The organism is Streptococcus sp. CL6.22 (assembly GCF_049738055.1).
Classification (GTDB): Bacteria; Bacillota; Bacilli; order Lactobacillales; family Streptococcaceae; genus Streptococcus; species Streptococcus mitis_DJ.
Window position 1 is genome coordinate 17,137 of the sequence record NZ_JBKOTV010000010.1, and the last position, 21,306, is coordinate 38,442.

A 21,306-nucleotide genomic window follows, 5' to 3' on the forward strand; every position below is an offset into this window, starting at 1 on the left:
TGGTATAACATTCTACGGCACTGCTACACCGCCTACGAAAGGAGGTGAGATAGCCCATGATGGAACTAATCCTTAAAACTATCATCGAACCGATTGTGGTCGGTGTCGTTCTTCGGCTAGTCGATAAATGGCTAAACAAGGACAAATAGTGTCAAAAAAGACCCCAAGCTTATTTGGACGTGAGCTTGGGGTCTTTTCTAGCCTATGATATAGACACAATACTTAATTCTCTTTCATTATCCCACAGTTCACACATTTCGTCAAAGATTTACATTCTCAGCTTCGCAAGCTTTAACCGCTGTACAACAATATGATGACTCACTCCTCGACAACCAAGAACATTATTACAGCAGTTCCAGTCCTTCAATTAACAGTCACTTACAATCAAATTGAGTTTGAAGTAGCTGAAGCGACAACAGACCTATTTATTAGTCATATTCGCTAAAAAAAGTCCCCGCCAATTCCCCGACCAAAATCCGAAAAATATCGGAAAATGATTTTTAGAATAGTCCCCAAAATCCTGAAATAGAGCCAAAAAACTCCACCTGATTGGGTGGAGTTAAGGGAGATTATTATGAAAAAGAAAAGTTTAGGATTTTATTAAATAAAGTTAGGAGGTCTTTATTTAATAACTATATGTTACAAGACAAAGCTTAAAACTAGCTTAACTTTTTTCAAATTTTACTATTCTGCAAAAAAATTCTATCACCATCACCTACCCACAAAAAAGCCACCTGATTGGGTGACTTCATTAGGAGATTATGATGAAAAAAAGTTTTAGGATTTCATTAAATAAAGTTAGGAGGTCTTTATTTAATGACTATATGATACTAGACCATCCTTAAACTTTGCTTAAGAAAAAACAAGTTTTGTTATTTTTCTCTGTTTATCCAAATCATTCCTGTACAGTCATAGGTGGATAAGATTTCAAAGCCCATAAAACGATAAAATCCCAAGTTTTTTTCTGTCTGTTCTGTCACCAGCTGGACTTGATAGGCATCTTTGTAATCCTCTAAAGCCTCTTTCATCAAGGATCTACCAATCCCTTGGCGCTGATAGCTAGGCAAAACAATCAAATCCTGAACCAATACTGATGAGAATCCATCTCCAACCAAACGAATCAAGCCCACCACAGCATCGCCATCAAGCGCCAGATAAATTACTAATGAATGAGACAAGGCCTGCTCCAGCATCTCTGGTTGATGGGTATAATTTGTCCAACCGGCAACCTGATAGAGATGCAAAACATCCTCTAGCTTGACAATTTCTTGCTTTTTAATAGTAATCATCTCAACACCTCTTAAAGCTCTCTCAAGCTCTTGTACTGCTGTCCATTTTTATCAAAGTTTTCAGGACGCAACCATGTTTCCAAACGATCTTTGACTTTGGGCCAGTCCTTATCAATCATAGACAACCAATCCGTATCCCTCGTACGCCCCTTATAAATGACTGCCTGACGGAAGGTTCCTTCATAGACAAATCCCAAACGTTCCGCTGCTCGTCTGGATGGCAGATTTAGGGCATCGCATTTCCACTCATAGCGACGATAGTTAAGCTCTTCAAAGACATAGCAAGCCAAGAGATACTGGGCTTCTGTCCCTATCCGTGTCCCCCTGAGTTTTGGAGAAAAAGTGACAGCTCCCACTTCTATTGCTCGGTTATTCTGATCAATTCGCATGAGGGAAAAAGTTCCCAAAGCCTTACCAGTCGCCTTGTCTATGATTGCATAGTAAAAACGGTCCTTACGAGCCAACATCTGATTTAAAAGGGTAACCAGCTCCTCCATATCTGCTACTGGCTCCTGAAAAAGGTAGGTCCACATCTCCTGAGGCGTATCAGGCCCATAAACAGCTAGCAAATCCTCCGCATGCTTTTCTACCGAGAGAGCCTCTATCCTAGCATAACGCCCTTCTAAGAAATCAATAGCAGGCAATTCACCTGGTGTATAACCTTCCATTGACTCACCAATCATCTGACCATATTCATTTACTGGCATAGTATTCTCCTTGTTTCACTTATTGAATATAGTATAACATATCTCAATGAAAATTTTAGGAAACACTTGGTTTTCTATTCAATAATGCAAACTCCTCTTATAAAAATCATCCATCCACTTTATGGAGGAATAATCAAATATGGGAACGAGTGAGGTAATGCCCCTTATGCTTCTCTCTATTTTTTACTGTTTGTATTCAAATTTCTCTTGTTTTAGTGTTTGCTTTTGTAGACTGGACTACCAACCAGAACTGTGTTTTTATCTTAGTTAGGACTATTATAGTACTGTTCAGCACTATCTACAAATTCTTCAGATGTGTATCAAAAAAATTTATCGTAGCAAACCAAGAGTCTACACTTTCTTTCATTAATAAGCGCCAATCTTTTCGATAACGATGATTCGGTTGATAAGCAACCGTCAACATATGCCCTGTTTCATGGTATTTTTTAAACAAAATGGATTCCCCTTTATAGTGTGAAATAATATCATCTATCGCGGATGATGCATTCCATATTTCATCAACATCACTTCCTAGTAATAATAAAGGAGAGACAATTTTACTCACATCAATCTGAGCCCTTCTATCTTCAGGAATATGTTTTCCAAAAAACTTGTTTAACAAATAATCTCCTAACTGAAATTTTTGATAAGGAAGTTCCTTTTGTAAATATGTCCAAGAAGATGAATGAGAGTTGAGTTTTCCCTTTATTCCCTCAAATATTACATTTGAGGGGGAATTGAGTGCCAAACATTGCACATCTTCCAAAATACTTTGTCCAGCCAGAACAAGCTCTGCTCCTTTAGAGCGACCATATATTCCTATTTTTGTATTATCAACTTGAGGATGATGATATAGAAAATCTTTCGCCTCCTCCAGACATTCTATTGGAATTCGTTCTAAATTTTGGGGTAATCCCTCTAAACCAAAATAAGCTATCGCAAGACAAATATAGCCTCTTGAAGATAAAAGTTGGGCAATATTCTGAGCTTTTTCAATTCTTCCCTCACTACCGCTAACAATAATCACGGCTGGCGCCCTTCTTAACTTTTCATCATAAAATAATCGACCTTGAAAATGCTTGTCATAGATATCTTGATATCTTACTCCCAGATTCATATAACGCCTTACAAAACTTTGCTCCGCGACCATATCTTTCCCCAGCCTGATTTTAATTTCAACACCAAAACAATCTCGTAATGGAATTCTATCAAGAGAACTAGGTAATCTCCTTTTCCTATTCTTCAACGGTTTCGCATTAAAGAATAATCCCATTTCTGAAACTCCTTTATAAGATCCCGAAATAGATGCTGTCTGAGAGGTATCAATCATACCGTCCTGATCAGATAAAAAAATTGCGGTTGATTTCCATATAACATCATGATCTAAAAGCAAGGGAGCATTTATACAGTAATAATCAGACAGGTACATTTCTACACAATACATTGCCCTTGGTTCTAAACCATTAATAGCAATATAAAAAGATTCATCCGCTAAATCTGTTTGTGAAATCAGTTCTATGTTTACAGTCATATCTTCTCCTTTTTGTTAATTTACTTAACAATTATATTTGAAATTTACCGTGACTTTTACCACGGTAATTCTCCCCACACCTTTTCAATATCCTCCATCAATTTCACAACTGTTTTAAGTTCCACCTCGCTATAGTTGTTTAAAACTGAAAAGATTGATTTTTCAATATATTCTTGTTGCTCCTTATGGATTTTAAAAATTTCGATGCCTTTTTCCGATAATCTCAAATATTTATTTTTCCCATTATTCGGATCAAAATCAAAAACAACTAAATTTTTTTGAATCAATCTCCTAACACTTTGAGTTATTGCACTTCTTGAAACTTCTAATAATTCAGATAATTTTACTAGATTTAAGGGCTGATTTTCCCCAATCACAACAATCAAATGTACCTCATTCAAAGTAATGGATTTGTCAACACCACTTTTATGTTGATTTTTTTTTAACTGGTCAAACGCTAAAATAAATCTATTGAAACGATTATTAAATGCAATAAATTCTTTTTTATCCATAATCTCTCTTTCCTTTGTTAATCATATTAACAAAACAGAAACTTCCTGTCAAATAAAAAATCCCCCAGATTCTACTCTGAAGGACTCCTATCTTATTTCACAACAATATTAACGAGTTTATTCGGTACCGCAATTACTTTCACGATTTCCTTACCGTCAATTTCTGCTTTGACTTTTTCGTCAGCCAGAGCAATTTCTTGCAATTCTTCTCGTGATAGGTCTTTAGCGACCATGAGTTTGGCACGGACTTTACCTTTGATTTGGACGACAATTTCGATTTCGTCTTCAACCAATTTGCTTTCGTCCCAAGTTGGCCAAGCCACATAAGAGATTGACTCACCTGTTGCTGCAACTGTTTGCCAGAGCTCTTCTGCCAAGTGAGGCGCAAATGGTGCAATCAATTGGATAAAGCCTTTGGCGTAGTCTGCATAAAGCTTGTCTTCCTTGTTAGCTGCATTGACAAAGACCATAAGTTGGGCAATGGCTGTGTTGAATTTGAGGGATTCGATTTGTTCTGTGACAGCTTTAACAGTTTCGTTGTAAACTTTGTCAAGAGCGCCATTGTTTTCCGCAGCTATTTCTTTACTTGTAATCAAGCGGTAAACACGGTCAAGGAACTTACGGCTTCCTTCCAGACCTTCTTCTGACCAAGCAATCGAAGCATCAAGTGGTCCCATAAACATTTCATAAACACGAAGGGTATCGGCACCGTATTGTTCCACCACATCGTCAGGGTTAACCACGTTCTTGAGCGATTTAGACATCTTAGCTGGCGCTTGCTCTAACTCTTCACCTGTTTCTACATGGAAGAAGGAACCGTCACGTTTTTCAACCTTGTCAGTCGCCACAAGAGCCCCACGGTGGTCACGGTAGCTGGTTCCCAAAATCATCCCTTGGTTAAAGAGTTTTTGGAATGGTTCCTTAGTTGGAACAACACCGAGGTCATAGAGGAATTTGTGCCAGAAACGAGCATAAAGCAAGTGAAGAACGGCATGCTCTGCACCACCCACGTAGATATCTACTGGCAACCATTGTTTGAGGAGCTCCTCATCGGCCAATTTCTCAGTATTGTGCGGGTCAATATAGCGGAGGTAGTACCAGCTTGAACCTGCCCATTGTGGCATTGTGTTGGTCTCGCGACGACCCTTAACGCCATCTTCACGAGTCACTTCAAGCCAGTCTGTCAAGTTAGCTAGCGGACTTTCTCCAGTACCTGAAGGACGGATGTCCTTGGTTACAGGCAAGACAAGTGGCAATTCATTTTCAGGAACAGCTGTTGAAGTTCCATCTTCCCAATGAATAATAGGAATTGGCTCACCCCAATAACGTTGGCGGCTAAAGAGCCAGTCGCGGAGACGGTAAGTAACCTTCTCTTGTCCACAGCCTTTTTCTTCCAACCAAGCCACAATCTTAGCAATAGCGTCTTCTTTGTTCAATCCATCTAGGAAGTCTGAATTGACATGAGGTCCATCTTCTGTGTAGGCAGCTTCTGCTACGTTTCCACCTTCAAGTACTTCTACGATTGGAAGGTCAAATTGGTTGGCAAATTCCCAGTCACGCTGGTCATGGGCAGGAACAGCCATGACAGCACCTGTTCCATAACTAGCAAGAACATAGTCCGCAATCCAGATTGGAATTTCCTTGCCATTAACAGGGTTAATAGCATAAGCACCAGTCCAAACTCCTGTTTTTTCCTTAGCAAGGTCGGTACGAGCCAAGTCAGACTTGAGACTAGCTTGATGTTTGTAGTCTGCTACAGCCTCTGCTTGCTCTGGGCTTGTGATGGCGTCAACCAAGTCATGCTCAGGAGCCAAGACAGTGAAAGTAGCACCGAAAAGGGTGTCAGGACGAGTCGTAAAGACTGTGAATTCCTTGTCTGTTCCCTTAACTTTGAAGGTTACATTGGCACCAGTTGATTTACCAATCCAGTTGCGTTGCATGTCCTTGATAGACTCTGGCCAATCCAACCCATCCAAGTCATTAAGCAAGCGTTCTGCATAGGCTGTAATTTTAAGCATCCATTGACGCATTGGTTTGCGGACAACAGGATAGCCACCACGCTCAGAAGTTCCATCAGGAAGAACCTCTTCGTTGGCGATGGCAGTTCCCAATTCTTCAACCCAGTTTACTGGCACTTCCGCTTCATAGGCCAAGCCCTTTTCGTAAAGCTTAGTGAAAATCCACTGAGTCCACTTGTAGTAGTTTGGATCTGTTGTGTTAACTTCACGGTCCCAGTCATAAGAAAATCCAAGCGCATTGATTTGACGTTTGAAGTTGGCAATGTTTTCCGCTGTAAATTCTGCTGGGTCATTCCCCGTATCCATAGCGTATTGCTCTGCGGGCAACCCAAAGGCATCCCATCCCATTGGGTGAAGGACATTGTAGCCTTGCGCACGTTTGTAACGGCTGAGGATATCAGTTGCAGTATAACCTTCTGGGTGTCCTACGTGCAGACCCGCTCCAGACGGATAAGGGAACATATCAAGAGCATAAAACTTCGGTTTTGATGCATCTGTTCCTGTCTTAAATGTATGATGTTCTGCCCAGTAGCCCTGCCACTTAGGCTCAATTTCTTTATGATTGTAAAAACTCATGGTCTCTCTCCAATTTTGTGATGTTACTATTATACCATTTTTGAGAGAATTTGAAATGTGTTAAAAGAAAAAACTGTATACTGTATTTCATTAATTTTGATGGCTCTGAATTGCTCTATCACCCACTTTTTTATCTTATTCTTATGCGGGAAATCAAAGAGCAAAACAAGAAGCTTATCTCTTATAACACAAAATACTAATTTTAGACCGAAGATACGACTGGAATGCTAATTAATGTATTTATAGTAAATAGCCGACAACCTATGTCGCTTTTTGATTTATGAAGAACGTCGGATTCAATACGATGATCAATAAAAGACTACCATTTGGAAAACAGTAGTCCTTATTGTTTATTTTGAATTTACATAGGCGTCTACAGCGATGATAGCTTGAGCAACATCTGAAGGCGAAATCTTAAACGGCATCTGATGGATTGTCTCACCCTCCATAGTTGCTTGTTTACCAACTTTTATTAAATCATCATATCCAACTTGATCTAAATGCATTTCTTTTAGAGTTGTTGGCATACCAATTTTTTTGTAAAACTCAATATACTTATCAAGTTCTTCTTTTGGTCTATTTTCCAATAATAGTTGTACCAAAGTTCCATAAGCTACTTTTTCACCATGTGTTAAATGATGTATGTCACCTGTCAATGCAGTAAAACCATTATGAATTGCATGCGCCGCAGCCAATCCTCCACTTTCAAAACCTAAGCCACTCAATAAAGTATTAGCTTCAACAATATTTTCTAATGCTGGTGTCACAACTTTAGCTTCACAAGCCGCCATGGCCTGTAAACCATCTGCGAACAGCGTTTCTTCACATTTTTTCGCAATTGCAACTCCAGCCAACGTTTGTTGTTGTCCTAACATAGTTTTTCCATTTGCCTGCATAACTGCACGCGCCTCAACCCACGTTGCTAAACCATCTGCAATACCAGACGCTAATAAACGCTTAGGAGCTTGTGAAATAACTTTTGTATCAACCAAAACTAAATCTGGATTTTTAGAATAAAATAGATAATGATCAAATGCACCTTCATCTGTATAAATAACAGATAAAGCAGATACAGGTGCGTCGGTCGATGCAATTGTTGGAGCAATAATAACAGGCTTTTCAATTAAATCTGCAATAGCTTTTGCGCTATCAATCGTCTTTCCCCCACCAAGACCGATAATACTATCACAATTTTCTTTCTCAGCCAAGGCAACAACTCGATTGATTTCATTGTCAGAAGCTTCACCATTAAATAGCGTCAGAACAATATGGAAACCATACCTATGTAGGTAATCTTCAAATCGTTTTCCAACAATATCATAAACCAACTGATCGCATAATAGAATAGGACGATTTCCCAAATCCAAAATTGATTTGGCATTTTCAAACAAGGCATTTTCCCCCTGAATATATCTAGAAGGACTAGCAAAAATTCTCATATGTATCTCCTCTCTATCTAAATGGAACGACTATTTTGAATAACAAACCAATCGTCAGAAAAATCATCAACCGCCTTTTGGATAGATGGCATGGCGAAAGCTGATTCAAAAACATCTGCTCCTGCTGTAACAGCATGCGCACCTGCAGCTAAAGAATTATTTACTTGTGCTACATTTTTAAAGGATGCAGCTAAAATCTTACTAGGAGAGTTCTGTCTATCAATAGCAAGAGCTAATTGACGAATGACAGAATTTGAATCAATGTTCAGATTTTCCATCCTATTATAATATGGAGCTAGGTAATCCGCTCCTGCTTCGATAGCTAAGAATCCCTGAATAACCGTATAAATAGCTGTTGCAGTGATATGGTAGCCCTCTTTTTTTAGCACCTTTATTGCACGTAATCCAGCTGGAGTAACAGGTACTTTGATAAATACATCATCTCCTGCTTGTCCTCGAATTTCATGAGCATCCTTTAAGATGCCTTCAAAATCTTGAGAAATCACCTGAACATGAATAGAGGGTGCAGAGCCAATCAATTCTCTTACATCTTTGATTCGTTCAAAAAAATTAATAGAACCCTCTCTTTTTGCAATAGTGGGATTTGAAGTTACCCCAGCTAGCGGTAAAATTTCAGACCATTTTTTAATCTCATCTAAATTTAATGTGTCAAGCATAAATTCCATAAAAAGAACCTCTTTATTTTACAATGTATGCTCAGTACGTCCTATAATATCATCTTGGGTTGCCTTAGAAAGAACATTGAAGAATGCAGAGTATCCTGCAACACGAACAATTAAATCTCTGTGTTTTTCAGGATGTTTCTGAGCGTCAATCAACGTCTCTCTGGAAACAACATTGTATTGAATATGGTACCCATGTAAACGATTAAAGAATGTTCGTAACAAAGCAATTAGTTTTAATTTATCTTCTTCTTTGGCTAACGTTTGAGGATTTACTTTCTGATTTAAGAGAACCCCACCTACGATTTCATCTGTTGGTAATTTTGAAACAGATTTTAAAACAGATGTAGGGCCGTGTTGATCCATATTATGTGATGGTGAACAACCCTCTGCTAACGGTGTACCCGCGTTGCGTCCATCTGGCGTTGCTAATGTTCCACGTCCCTGTCCTACGTTGGCTGAGATAGAAGATGTTCCTGAATAACGAATTCCTCCAATAGGACCTCTTCCATAACGTGTATTAGGATATTTAGCAATTTCATCAACATAAATGTCATAAGCAGCAGTAACCAATTTGTCGGCATAATCATCATCATTACCGTACTTAGGTGCATCATGAATCAACATTTCTTGAATGACCTTACCTTCTTCCCCGGCATAATCTGTTTCCAGTGCATGCCAAAGCTGACTTGGGCTTATACGTTCTTCCTCAAATACCAATTTTTTAATTGCAGCTAATGAATCCGACAAATTTGCAATTCCAACTTGCAAACCTGATATATAATCATATACTGCTCCACCTTCTTTAAGGTGTTTTCCACGACCAATACAATCATCAGTCAATGCTGAACATAGAATATCAGGAACTTCTCGTTCCAATGATAAATCAATAGAATTTTCAACAATAACACTCATTCGTGTCAAATATCTTAGTGTTTTATCCCAAGCATTTTCTAATTCAGAAAAGTTCTTCATATCCTTAAAATGACCAAAGCTTGGTGCAAACCGTTTACCCGAAGCCGGATCAATTCCATCATTCATCGTGATAAGTAGAACCTTAGGGAAGTTCATATAACTCATACCTGTGCAACGATAGCCCCATTTCCCTGGAACTGCCGTTTCAACACATCCAATGGCACTGTAATCATAAGCATCATCTTCCAATACTCCTTTTGCAATAAAAGAAGGAATAATAATCTCATCATTATTAAATGCAGGCATACCAAAACCAAGTTTCATCACTTCAATACACTCATTCATGAAACGAGCATCTAAACCTGCATGGTAACGTACAGTTAGATTAGGTTGCGGTAGATGGGTTTGTGCAACTGATTTTAATACCAAATAAGATAATGGGTTAACAGCATCCTTCTTATCTCGAGTCTGTCCACCAATGGTAACATTTTGATATAAAGGACTTCCTGCTGAAGAAAATGTATGTGCTTGACTGCGAACCTTATTAATTGTAATTGTCTTAATCCAAAGATTTGTCAGACGTTCAACAATGCTATCTTCTGTTTCTTTACCACTTTCTAAATCAGCCTTCATATATGGATACATATATTGATCAAAACGACCATATGAAAGAGAGTGGCCATTAGATTCAATTTGTAAAATACATTGAATAAACCAAACTGATTGAATAGCTTCTGCAAAAGTAGTTGCCGGTTCATATGGGACTCTAGAGCAAATATCTGCAATCTCAAGTAATTCTTTCTTACGTTTAGGATTTGCATTTTCGGCTAAATTTTTAGCAAGAGCAACAAAGCGATTTGCATATACTTTAATAGCATCGATTACGATAAATATAGAGTCGTAAAAATGATATTTATCAATACTTGCTGGATCTGTTAAATCTAGAGCTGCTTTCGCTTTACGAGCTCGCTCTTCAAAACCTCTTAAACCAAATTGCAACAGTTTCTGATAGTTAACTGCTAAGTGAGCATCTCCAGAATTCATCTTACCTTCCATACCGAAGAATCCTGTTTCCATATAAACAGACACTTCTTCAGGCAACAAGGCACCAGCTCTAGCACGTAAATTATTATTTTCCCAAAACGGAGCAATACTTGTAAGTTGTTCTTTTGTTTCTTCAGTAATATAGAAAACATCTCCATCACGCTTTTCAAAAAGATCCAACTCATTGAGAACAAATTCTAGCGTATATTCTGGAAAAATAGGAGCATCTTTATTGGAAGAAGCTTGATTTCCCGCAATCATAGATTCTTCTTCGATATAGATAGTCATATTTTCCAAAATTTCTTTCAGCATATAGGCGCGTTTTAGGACATTAGGTTGTTCCTTATATCGATCATAAGCGCGTGTTGCTAGAACCGCTCTCTCAGCATCAATATAAGGTTTTTTATTTAAAACATCTTCTCGATATTTGTTCATCCTTTCAGTAAGGCTACCAAAATATTCTGTCTTAATTGTCGTTCTTGCTACTTCTTTATTTACCATAATAAGCACCTTTCTTTCGAAAATATTTTTGTTTCTTTCGAAAATATAATACCTGGTTTTTTAGAAAATTTCAAGCTTTTAACTAGAAAAACTTTAACTCTCTAATTTTTAGCACAAATGTGTGTGTTTAATGATAATACACAAATGTTTTTTTAGAATTATCATGCTTCATTCTGATAAGCTAAACGATCCTGTACTTTAAAGAATGGGAAATAAACTAATGTAGACATCGCTAATATCACCAGCTGAGTAATAACTCCTTGCCATCCACCAACCATAAATCCTGATATAATAGCTGGGGTGCTCCAAGGTAATGTAACTCCTGAAAATGGCTGCATGAAACCTGTTGCAATAGCTCCATACACTATAACAGCTGCAAGTACAGGAACAAGAATGAAAGGTACAAACATAACTGGATTCATGACAATCGGAAATCCAAATACAACTGGCTCATTTACGTTAAATATTGCTGGAAAAGCTGCTACTTTCCCTAACGCTTGGTACTGTTTAGATTTTGATGCAAAAAGCATCGCAACTACAAGTCCAAACGTAATCCCTGAACCAGATAGAATTAAAAATGAATCTAAAAATTGTTGAGTAACAATATGTGCACCATTTTCTAATGATAGATTCCCAGAGGCTAACATAGCTTTATTAGCATCAAGATTAGATAAAAGCAGAGCTGTCACTACTCCATTTACTACCGATTGTCCATGAACACCAAACCACCACAAAAATGATATAAAGAATGCAATTCCAATTGCACCATACAAAGATCCAGTTAAACCTTGCAATGGAACTTGAATAGCAGAATAAATCATTTCTATGAATGTTCCGCCATTAGTCAATGAGCTCGCTAAAATATATACAATCATAGAAAGTAAGAAAATTACAAATGCTGGAATCATTGCTTCAAACTGTTTCGCAATAGCTTGTGGAACTTGTTCTGGCATCTTAATAACAATTTTTCTCTTTATAAAGAAGGTATAAATACTTCCTACTACCAAACCTATAATGATAGCGCCGATAATTCCTTGACCTCCAAACCAAACTTTACTAATAGCATCCCCAATTGCCTCACCTTGTTTAGGGATATAAGATGATCTTAGCAAAATAAAGAATGCAGATACAGATAGAACCCCAGCTGGCAAAGCCTCTACTCCGCTATTCTTAGCATAAGAATAGGCAATTGAAAAACAAGAAATTAGACCCATAATCGCAAAAGTTCCTGAATATACTTGCATAAACGGCTCTGTCCAATTTGCTCCAAATACACTAGCAATGCTCTTGTTTAATCCTTCAAATGGCAATTGTCCCATAATCAAGAATAAACTACCAACTACTGTCAATGGCAAAATTGCTAACATACCATCTTTTAGAGCTATAATACCACGCATATTCACAAACTTCATCATAGGTGCAATGATTTTTTGAACATCCATCTTTGCCATAATAAATCTCCTTTTCTTACCCACTAATCAAAGATAGGGCCAAATCTAGTACTTTTTTCCCATCTAACATACCATAGTCCATCATCGGAATAACAGCTATCGGAACATCACACTTATCACAAATTTCTTTTGATTTATCTAATGTATAAGCAACTTGAGGCCCCAACAGTGCAACATCTAGATTTGGGGCATAATCCGCTAATTTAGACTGAGAAAACGCCTCTATTTCTGCATCAACTCCACTAGATTGCGCTGCAATTTTCATATTATTTACAAGCATACCAGTAGAAAAGCCTGCTGCACAAAACAAACCAATCTTCACCATTATATTTTCCTCCTCTATGTTAATACTCTAGTATTATTTTTTATGAAGTTCTTTTCTCAAACTAATAATTTCTTTGATTAAATTAATCTCCGTCATACTAGTCATGAGATGATCTTGTGAATGAACAAAGAGAGCTGTTATTTCTGTCTTTGTACCAGACGCTTCCTGTGCCAAGAATTTTGTTTGTAGATTATGGGCTTCTAATAAGGCTGCATCAGCTAACTGGATTTCTTCTTCACATCGTTCACATGTACCGTTTTTTATATAATCTAACGCTTTATAAATATGTTGTTTCGCATCGCCAGCATATAAAATTAAACCCATGATAATTTGATCTGGAACAATAATTTCCATAAATTCCTCCTCATTTCACTATGTAAAAAGCTTTTTCATTTGAAATTTTAAAATTTTCTTTTGTAACTATAGAATACAACTACATAATAAACTTGTCAATCCAAAAAACAACAAATAAACTATTTTTATTTATATAAGCACAAATGTGCAATTGATTAAAAAGAAAAAACGATAAACTGATATCAGTCTATCATTTTCACTCGCATAAAATATTTCGAAAAGAAAAATCACCATCTTCTTCTAAAACTTTTAAAATTGTATTTTTATCTGTAATCAGATGATTTACTAGATTAGCACGCAAGACAGAAAGAATCGCAGATACTTTCGTATCACCATAAGCAACAGCTAAACTTTGAGGAATATTTTTTAAATCTTCCAAAGAGATTGCTATCGTTCTTTCCTGTAAGTTCTCATAAACTTCTTTACCTTTTGAATCAAAGAATCGACAACAAATTTCCCCTACAGTTTTAACTTTGGTTAATTCTTTAAAGTCATCCTCTGTAAGCATGTCTAACCATTGATGTTTTCCTTTATTACTAAAATCACCAATCCCAACCACAACTATATCTAAATCTTTCCAACTATTTTTCAAATCTTCAAAATATCTTGATTGCAAGATACCATCTGCTAACAATTTATTTTCTTGCACAATTGTTGCATTCATAAATGTACACTCTCCATGAAATTTTCTAGACATTTCATAAATCAGTGTATTCACATGGTATTTAGCGTGTATGTGACTAGGACCACCTGCTAGAGGATAGAAGTGAACATTTCGGACACTTTTGCTGTGGATTAGATCTACTAAATTACTTAAACTTTTCCCCCAAGAAAAGCCAATTTTCATATTATCATCAATTAAATTCCTAAGGACACCTGCTGCAACTTGAGAAATTCTTTCAGATAAAATTGTTGGATTATCATCAAATTCATTTGGAATAATTTCTAAACTTTCCAGACCATATTTTTCTTTTACATAATTTTCCAACTTAAACATATTGGTATCAAAATTCTCTATTTCAATTTTAACAATTCCTGCATTCCTTGCTTCTGTTAACATTCTACTAATAGAGGTTCTATAAATTCCTAATTTTGCTGCTATTTGTGACTGATTTAAGTTTTCAATATAATACAGATAAGCAATTTTAGAAAGCAGTTTATTCCTATCTTGATTCATACACTTAACCTCTTACGAAACTACCTTAACCATTATCCCAGCATTTTCTAATGTAGCTATATTTTGTTTAGAAAGTTTTTCGTCTGTTATTACTTCATAGACTTGACTTAAAGCAAATCTTCTTACTGTACCTCTTTTATCAAATTTACTTGAGTCAGTTAGGACAATGACTTTATCCGACACTGCTGAAATATATTGAACTACCTCACTGCGCATTAAATCTTTTCCTGTAAAGCCCATCTCTTTATCGTAACCATCTGTCCCAACAAAAGCTTGATGCACATGAAAAGTCTGTATCATTTCTTTTAATAAAGGTCCTACGGTAACCTGTGAATCTTTCTGAAACTCTCCACCAAGAACAATAACACGACATGAATCATAACCTCTTACAAAATTTGCTATAAAAAATGAATTTGTTACAATAGTGACATTTCTTTTTTGCTTGCAAATTTCCTCAGCAAGTAAAGCACAGGTTGAACCAGATTCTATCATTATTGTTTCATTATCTGATACCAATTTTACTGCTTCTTGAACAATTTTTCTCTTAATTTCATAATTAATTGACAAGCGTACATTTAAGTCATCTCCACTATTTAACACAGCATATCCATGCTCTCTGTGTAATAAGCCTTTTGACTCTAATTTATCTAAATCTTTTCTAATCGTTACTTTCGATACATTTAATTTTTCCGATAATGTATTAACATCAATCTTTTCATATTCCGATACTAATTTAATAATTTGTTCCAATCTTTTCATTTTACACCTCCGTTTTATTCTACCAAAATAAATAGCAAAAAACAACAAATTAAACTTTCGTTCGTAATTGTTTTTCTTTCGTTTTTGTGATAGGATAGAATTATGAAGAGGAGGAACTATTATGGAAGTATCTAAAGGAATTATTTTTAATATTCAACACTTTTCAATTCATGACGGCCCAGGCATTCGTACAACTGTTTTTTTAAAAGGATGTCCTCTGCGCTGCCCATGGTGTTCTAATCCTGAATCTCAAAGAATGAAACCTGAAAAAATGAAAGATGCTCAACGTGAGAAATTCACTTTAGTCGGTGAAGAAAAAACTGTAGAAGAAATTATTACAGAAGTATTGAAAGACAAAGAATTTTACGAAGAATCCGGTGGAGGTTTAACTTTATCTGGAGGTGAAATATTTGCTCAGTTTGAATTTGCTAAAGCTATCTTAAAGTCAGCCAAAGATCATCACATACACACTGCCATTGAAACTACTGCCTTTGTTGACCATGAAAAATTCATTGATTTAATCCAATATGTGGATTTTATCTACACAGATCTAAAACATTATAATTCTATAAAACATAAAAAAGTGACTGGGGTTTTTAATCAAATGATTATTAAAAACATTCATTATGCTTTTTCTCAACATAAAACTATCGTTTTAAGAATCCCAGTTATCCCTGATTTTAACAATAGTTTAGAGGATGCAGAAGAATTCGCTACTTTATTTAACTCATTAAATATCGACCAAGTTCAACTACTCCCTTTTCATCAATTTGGTGAAAACAAATATCGTTTATTAAATCGGAAATATGAAATGGATGGAGTCAACGCACTTCATCCTGAAGATCTTATTGATTATCAAAAGGTATTTCTGAACCATCATATTAATTGCTATTTCTAGTTTATCTTCTTGAACTGCTCTAGCTATTTGCATATAACAAGTATCTACAATATATACTTAACTTTTCAAAAGGTTTAGCTAAAAAATTTTGGTTAGACCTTTTCTATTTTACCTTGCTCTAGATTTTTTAAACTGCTATACTTATAATAGAAAACCCTTTTAAGGAGGTAATGGATGTCTCATTCTTTTAAAAAATCTCTCCAAAAAGAAATTCTCCATAGAAGCTCTATCGCAGCCTTTGTGACCTCTCTTTTACTACTTATTTTACTTTTTGGTTTTTCCTATTTTTTACAAAGGCAACAACTATCCAAAGATACGAGACAGATTGTCAAACAAGTTCAAGAGATGAAAGAAGCAAATAGTGAACTCCTAACCACTATGAACTATAAAATGATTCCTGGATTTTTGGATGGTAAACACACAGAGCGAGAAGTCTTTAGCTTATTTTACGAGACAAAGGCTAAATTAAAACTTAGTTCTGATCTCATTATCCTAAGTGATACAGGTGAATTACTATTTAGTACCAATCGAAATCATCAAGAAAGTATTTTATCACCCTATTATCTAAAACTGCTCATTCAAAATCCTTCTCAAGATAAAGTTACAGAAAAAATTGCACTCTCTTCAGACAAGCAACACTACACACTCTTTATCAAACCACTACTTCAAAACCAACGAGTTAAGGCCTATACTATTGCTTTCGTAAATGAGAATGATTTCATCTCAAGTTTCCCAATGATAAATTCTAAATATATCATTACCGATAACTTTGGAAATATGTTTTCCAACAACACAAATCAATTTACTCGTTCCACTCTTGAAAAATTTGATGAAAAGCTCCTACACTCTCGCACCCACTGGTATGCGAATGAACCGCTTATTGTTCAAAAAGAAAAAGTCGGTGCTATTTTTTCAATCTATACTTTTCAATCCTTCTTTCCCATTCCTAGCTTACTCGGGCTAGCATCCATTCTCACCTTATGTATATTCTTCCTCTACTTCTGGCAAGCAAGACGAATTGCTCATAAGATTGCTACACACAACGCTGTTCCTATTGAAAGCTTAGTTTACCAACTTCAAGAAATTCCCAAACAAGCAGAAAAAAAGCTCTATCTACAAACAGGTGATGAGTTTGAGTTTATGGCCGAAAAAATTAATAATATGTTGTATGAATTAGATCAACTTCATCAGAAAATGTTGACCATCGAAAAAGAAAAGTGGATTTTTGAAAGAAAAATGTTGGAAGCTCAGTTCAATCCTCATTTTCTCTACAATACACTTGAAACGATTAAAATCACTTCTTTAATGGATGCAGCTCTCACACAAAATCTGATTCAAAATCTCACGCGCATTCTTCGCTACAGTATCACGGATTTAGAAAAAGAAACAACCATTTGTCAAGATTTAAAGATTATAGAGGATTATCTTATTATTCATAAAATTCGTTTCGAGCACTTTTCCTATAATATTGTATGTCCGGAAACTATCGATAATCAAGCTATTCCTAAACTTTTTTTGCTTCCTCTAGTAGAAAATGCTATAAAATATGGGATGCAATACCGTATTGATCTTCATATAGATATCCAAATTACCTTAGAATCAGATTCTCTGACTTTTTTAGTCAAGGATAATGCTGGAGGACTCACAAAACAAGAGCGACTCTCTATTTTAGACTCTTTAGAAAGTCCTCATACCCAGCATGGCATCGTTAACAGCTATAAACGATTGAGCAATTTCTTTTCTGATGTCCAGCTAGATTTAGGAGTCAATCGCCAAGGAGAAACTTGGGTCAAATTTATAACGAAAGGACTAACTCATGTTTAAGCTCATTATCGTAGAAGACGAACACCTCATTCGAAAATGGCTAGAGATTGCCGTAGACTACTCTGCCTTAGGTATCCAAGTCGTAGGAGCTGCAAGTCACGGTCAAGAGGGAATGAAACTCATCCAAGAAAAAGAACCTCATATTGTCTTAACAGACATCACAATGCCAATTATGGATGCTTTTATGATGTTCGAGGCCACTCGTACCCTTTCTTATGAAAAAGTTATCTTATCAGGCTATAACGATTTTCAAAATGCCAAAAAAGCCATGCAATATGGAGCAGTTGATTTCTTATCCAAACCAATTGATACCAAGGAGTTGACAGAATGTCTTCAAAAAATTGTTTTGCGATTAAGAGTTAGCACTTATCAAGAAACTCCTTTTTTAGAAGAATATCAAACTTTACTCACCTCTATCCAACAAGTTGATACACAAAACCAAATCATTCAGCAAATTCTTGAATTTGTGCACCAACACTACTGCATGCACTTTACCATTTCTACCATTGCAGATAATCTAGGATATAGTGAAAGTTATCTATATAAGGTTATCAAAGAAGACTTCCCAATGACGCTAAATGAATATATCTTACGCTACCGCCTCAAGCAAGCTATAGATAAAATAGCTGAGTCCCCCAATTCTCCCTTAAGCGATATCTCTGAACAAGTTGGATTTTCAGACTATAAATATTTTGCCAAAGTTTTTAAAAAGTATCTCCATATTTCTCCAAAAGAATTAAAACTTATGGATAAAAACCATTAATGTAAAAGGATTGCTCAGGCAATCTTTTTATTTTGTACTTTTACTCAATGAAAATCAAAGTGCTAACTACTCAAATCATAGCTTTGAGATTTCTGATAAAGTGACGTGTTTTGAAGAGTATTACCATCAAAATCTCAGCTACAATTCACCCATCCTTGCTCGAAACACCCATTTCCTATTTCCCGTTTTAGATTTCTTTAAGGTTTTTATTATATCCTGTAGAACTCTACAATTTAAAGACATTAACAATCTAGGTAGAGAAAATGTTCGTAAAAAGGAGATACTTATGAAAAAAATACTATTCTTTCTCTCTTTTGGCTGGATATTCCTTTCTTTATCAGGATGTTCTTCACCTATAGAAGCGGAAACTAGCTCTGAAAAAGATTCAGATAACACTTTGGTTGTCTACTCACCTAACCCTGAAGACCTTATCGAAGAAACAATCCCAGCCTTTGAAGAAAAATATGGTATCAAGGTTGACTTAGTACAAGCCAGCACTGGTGAATTGTTCAAAAAAGCTGAGGCCGAAAAAGAATCCCCAGTAGCCGATGTCATTTTCGGTGGCTCCTACGCTCTCTTCTCTTCTAACGAAAAACTTTTTGAACCTTATATTTCCCAAGAAAACGACCAGATAATCCCTGAATATCAAAATAAAACAGGATTCTACACACCTTACACACTGGATGTCAGTGTTATCATTGCCAATTCAGCCCTTACAAAAGATATTAAAATTGAAGGCTACAATGATCTACTCAATCCTAAATTAAAAGGAAAAATTGCTACTGCTGATCCAAGTAATGCTTCTAGCGCTTTTGCTCAATTAACAAACATGCTTGTAGACCAAGGTGGATACGAAAATGAACAAGCTTGGACCTATGTGAAAAATCTATTTACCCTAGTAGATGGAAAAATTGCATCTAGCTCTTCGAATGTTTACAAAGCTGTCGCCGATGGGGAAATGGCTGTAGGACTCACCTATGAAGATCCTGCCTTAAAACTCTTAAACGATGGAGTTGATGTAAAAGTTATTTATCCAAAAGAAGGAACCGTCTTTTTACCTGGTAACGCAGCTATCGTCAAAAACGCCAAACATATGGAAAATGCTAAGAAGTTTATCGATTTCCTCCTTTCTCAAGAAATCCAAGATAAACTAGGAACTGAAACTACAATCAGACCCATTCGTAAAAATGCTAAAACCAATAAAAATATGAAGGCTATGACAGAAATCAATGTTGCCACTGAAGATTCAGATTATGTCATCAAAAACAAATCCGCTATTCTTAAAAAGTACAATGATATTTTCACAGATATCCAATCTAAAAAATAAAATTTGACTTCCCAATGATTAACTGTCGTACCCTAGTATAAAATCAAAAAGATTACTTCCGTTTTTGTAGAGAATTTTACTCTAATAGAATAGAATCATCGGTTTTAAAAACGCTTACATTATTTTAAAATAAACTTAAATAACACAACGGAGGTATCCATCATGAAAAAGAAATGGATGTATTATGCTGCTTGCGGACTAGCTCTTTTTGGTCTTGCTGCTTGTTCTTCTAATGAATCTGCCGATGGCGATTCATCTGATAAAGGAGACGGTGGTTCGCTAGTCGTTTATTCACCAAACTCAGAGGGCTTAATCGGAGCAACTATTCCTGCCTTTGAAGAAAAATATGGTATCAAAGTAGAACTGATTCAAGCTGGTACTGGAGAACTTTTCAAAAAACTAGAGTCAGAAAAAGAAGCTCCTGTAGCCGATGTCATCTTTGGTGGTTCTTATACACAATATGCTACCCACGGAGAACTCTTTGAAAACTATACTTCAAAAGAAAATGATAATGTTATCAAAGAATATCAAAACACAACTGGCTACTCTACACCTTATACACTAGATGGTAGTGTTTTAATCGTCAATCCTGATTTAACGAAAGGCATGAACATCGAAGGATATAGCGACCTTCTCAAACCTGAACTAAAAGGAAAAATTGCAACTGCTGACCCAGCAAACTCTTCTAGCGCCTTTGCTCAATTAACAAATATGCTACAAGCTCAAGGTGGTTACAAAGATGATAAGGCTTGGTCTTATGTAAAAGATCTCTTCACACTTATTGATGGTAAAATCGGTTCAAGTTCATCTGGTGTCTATAAAGCAGTCGCTGATGGAGAAATGGCTGTTGGTCTCTCTTATGAAGATCCAGCTGTTAAACTCTTAAATGACGGAGCTAACATCAAAGTTGTCTATCCAAAAGAAGGAACAGTCTTCCTACCTGCTAGTGCTGCTATCGTTAAAAAAGCTAAGAACATGGAAAATGCCAAGAAATTTATCGATTTCATCATCTCTCAAGAAGTACAGGATACACTTGGTACAACCACTACTAACCGTCCTGTTCGTAAAAATGCTAAAACAAGCGAAAACATGAAACCAATTGACAAAATCAAAACACTCACTGAAGATTATGATTATGTCATCAAGAATAAATCAGATATCGTTAAGAAATACAACGAAGTCTTTACAGATATCCAATCTAAACAGTAAAAGA

At 36.1% G+C, this 21,306-nt stretch carries 20 protein-coding genes; 7 read left to right on the plus strand and 13 right to left on the minus strand.

Annotation, left to right across the window (positions count from 1 at the left end; all coding sequences use genetic code 11):
- The first annotated feature begins 56 nt into the window (after positions 1–56).
- Both ACLNCW_RS06265 and ACLNCW_RS06270 read left to right on the plus strand, forming a co-directional pair.
- On the plus strand, positions 57–149 hold the full coding sequence (locus ACLNCW_RS06265) for a type I toxin-antitoxin system Fst family toxin (RefSeq protein WP_084862780.1): 93 nt from the start codon (positions 57–59) through the stop codon (positions 147–149).
- A gap of 161 nt (positions 150–310) precedes the next feature.
- Positions 311–445 carry a hypothetical protein gene (locus tag ACLNCW_RS06270; protein ID WP_257960423.1) on the plus strand — a complete coding sequence of 45 codons (135 nt, stop codon included), beginning with the start codon at positions 311–313 and terminating at the stop codon, positions 443–445.
- A gap of 427 nt (positions 446–872) precedes the next feature.
- On the opposite strand, the gene ACLNCW_RS06275 is transcribed toward ACLNCW_RS06270, so the two are convergent.
- The 13 genes from ACLNCW_RS06275 to ACLNCW_RS06335 form a co-directional block, all read right to left on the minus strand.
- Complete coding sequence (locus tag ACLNCW_RS06275; RefSeq protein WP_261041836.1) at positions 873–1,289, minus strand: GNAT family N-acetyltransferase; 417 nt, start codon at positions 1,287–1,289, stop codon at positions 873–875.
- Between the two features lie 11 nt (positions 1,290–1,300).
- Entirely contained in the window at positions 1,301–1,996 is a 696-nt protein-coding gene (locus tag ACLNCW_RS06280; RefSeq protein WP_424845581.1) for a GNAT family N-acetyltransferase, read from the minus strand.
- A 298-nt stretch (positions 1,997–2,294) separates the two neighbouring features.
- The gene (locus ACLNCW_RS06285; RefSeq protein WP_424845583.1) at positions 2,295–3,527 is read right to left on the minus strand and encodes an acyl-CoA thioesterase/BAAT N-terminal domain-containing protein; all 1,233 of its coding nucleotides are present in this window, start codon (positions 3,525–3,527) and stop codon (positions 2,295–2,297) included.
- A 56-nt stretch (positions 3,528–3,583) separates the two neighbouring features.
- A complete protein-coding gene (locus ACLNCW_RS06290) occupies positions 3,584–4,039 on the minus strand; it encodes a MarR family winged helix-turn-helix transcriptional regulator (protein ID WP_237447095.1) in 456 nt (151 codons plus the stop codon).
- Between the two features lie 92 nt (positions 4,040–4,131).
- A complete protein-coding gene (leuS, locus tag ACLNCW_RS06295; RefSeq protein WP_424845585.1) occupies positions 4,132–6,633 on the minus strand; it encodes a leucine--tRNA ligase in 2,502 nt (833 codons plus the stop codon).
- 350 nt (positions 6,634–6,983) lie between these two features.
- Positions 6,984–8,072, minus strand: coding sequence for a glycerol dehydrogenase (locus ACLNCW_RS06300; protein ID WP_001217826.1), 1,089 nt, complete (start codon positions 8,070–8,072; stop codon positions 6,984–6,986).
- A gap of 17 nt (positions 8,073–8,089) precedes the next feature.
- Positions 8,090–8,758, minus strand: a complete 669-nt coding sequence (locus tag ACLNCW_RS06305) for a fructose-6-phosphate aldolase (RefSeq protein WP_000395421.1) — start codon at positions 8,756–8,758, stop codon at positions 8,090–8,092.
- Positions 8,759–8,776: 18 nt separating this feature from the next.
- A complete protein-coding gene (locus tag ACLNCW_RS06310) occupies positions 8,777–11,215 on the minus strand; it encodes a glycyl radical protein (RefSeq protein WP_261015122.1) in 2,439 nt (812 codons plus the stop codon).
- 161 nt (positions 11,216–11,376) lie between these two features.
- Positions 11,377–12,666, minus strand: a complete 1,290-nt coding sequence (locus ACLNCW_RS06315) for a PTS sugar transporter subunit IIC (RefSeq protein ID WP_001096819.1) — start codon at positions 12,664–12,666, stop codon at positions 11,377–11,379.
- A gap of 16 nt (positions 12,667–12,682) precedes the next feature.
- Positions 12,683–12,991: a PTS sugar transporter subunit IIB gene (locus ACLNCW_RS06320; protein ID WP_000238718.1), complete on the minus strand. Its 309-nt coding sequence runs from the start codon at positions 12,989–12,991 to the stop codon at positions 12,683–12,685.
- 33 nt (positions 12,992–13,024) lie between these two features.
- A complete protein-coding gene (locus tag ACLNCW_RS06325) occupies positions 13,025–13,345 on the minus strand; it encodes a PTS lactose/cellobiose transporter subunit IIA (protein ID WP_000402908.1) in 321 nt (106 codons plus the stop codon).
- Between the two features lie 196 nt (positions 13,346–13,541).
- Positions 13,542–14,522 carry a sugar-binding transcriptional regulator gene (locus ACLNCW_RS06330; protein WP_001070838.1) on the minus strand — a complete coding sequence of 327 codons (981 nt, stop codon included), beginning with the start codon at positions 14,520–14,522 and terminating at the stop codon, positions 13,542–13,544.
- A gap of 12 nt (positions 14,523–14,534) precedes the next feature.
- Positions 14,535–15,281, minus strand: coding sequence for a DeoR/GlpR family DNA-binding transcription regulator (locus ACLNCW_RS06335; protein ID WP_424845590.1), 747 nt, complete (start codon positions 15,279–15,281; stop codon positions 14,535–14,537).
- A 121-nt stretch (positions 15,282–15,402) separates the two neighbouring features.
- On the opposite strand from ACLNCW_RS06335, the gene ACLNCW_RS06340 reads away from it, so the two are divergent.
- The 5 genes from ACLNCW_RS06340 (at position 15,403) to ACLNCW_RS06360 (ending at position 21,302) form a co-directional block, all read left to right on the plus strand.
- Positions 15,403–16,179 (plus strand): glycyl-radical enzyme activating protein, encoded by a 777-nt coding sequence (locus ACLNCW_RS06340; RefSeq protein ID WP_261265905.1) that lies wholly within the window; start codon positions 15,403–15,405, stop codon positions 16,177–16,179.
- A gap of 174 nt (positions 16,180–16,353) precedes the next feature.
- On the plus strand, positions 16,354–18,003 hold the full coding sequence (locus tag ACLNCW_RS06345) for a sensor histidine kinase (RefSeq protein WP_314732454.1): 1,650 nt from the start codon (positions 16,354–16,356) through the stop codon (positions 18,001–18,003).
- Positions 17,996–18,766 (plus strand): response regulator transcription factor, encoded by a 771-nt coding sequence (locus tag ACLNCW_RS06350; protein ID WP_261265907.1) that lies wholly within the window; start codon positions 17,996–17,998, stop codon positions 18,764–18,766. The genes ACLNCW_RS06345 and ACLNCW_RS06350 overlap by 8 nt, the downstream gene beginning before the upstream one ends.
- 286 nt (positions 18,767–19,052) lie before the next feature.
- Positions 19,053–20,093, plus strand: coding sequence for an ABC transporter substrate-binding protein (locus ACLNCW_RS06355; protein ID WP_261061298.1), 1,041 nt, complete (start codon positions 19,053–19,055; stop codon positions 20,091–20,093).
- Positions 20,094–20,255: 162 nt separating this feature from the next.
- Positions 20,256–21,302: an ABC transporter substrate-binding protein gene (locus ACLNCW_RS06360; RefSeq protein WP_023946787.1), complete on the plus strand. Its 1,047-nt coding sequence runs from the start codon at positions 20,256–20,258 to the stop codon at positions 21,300–21,302.
- Positions 21,303–21,306: the final 4 nt, after the last annotated feature.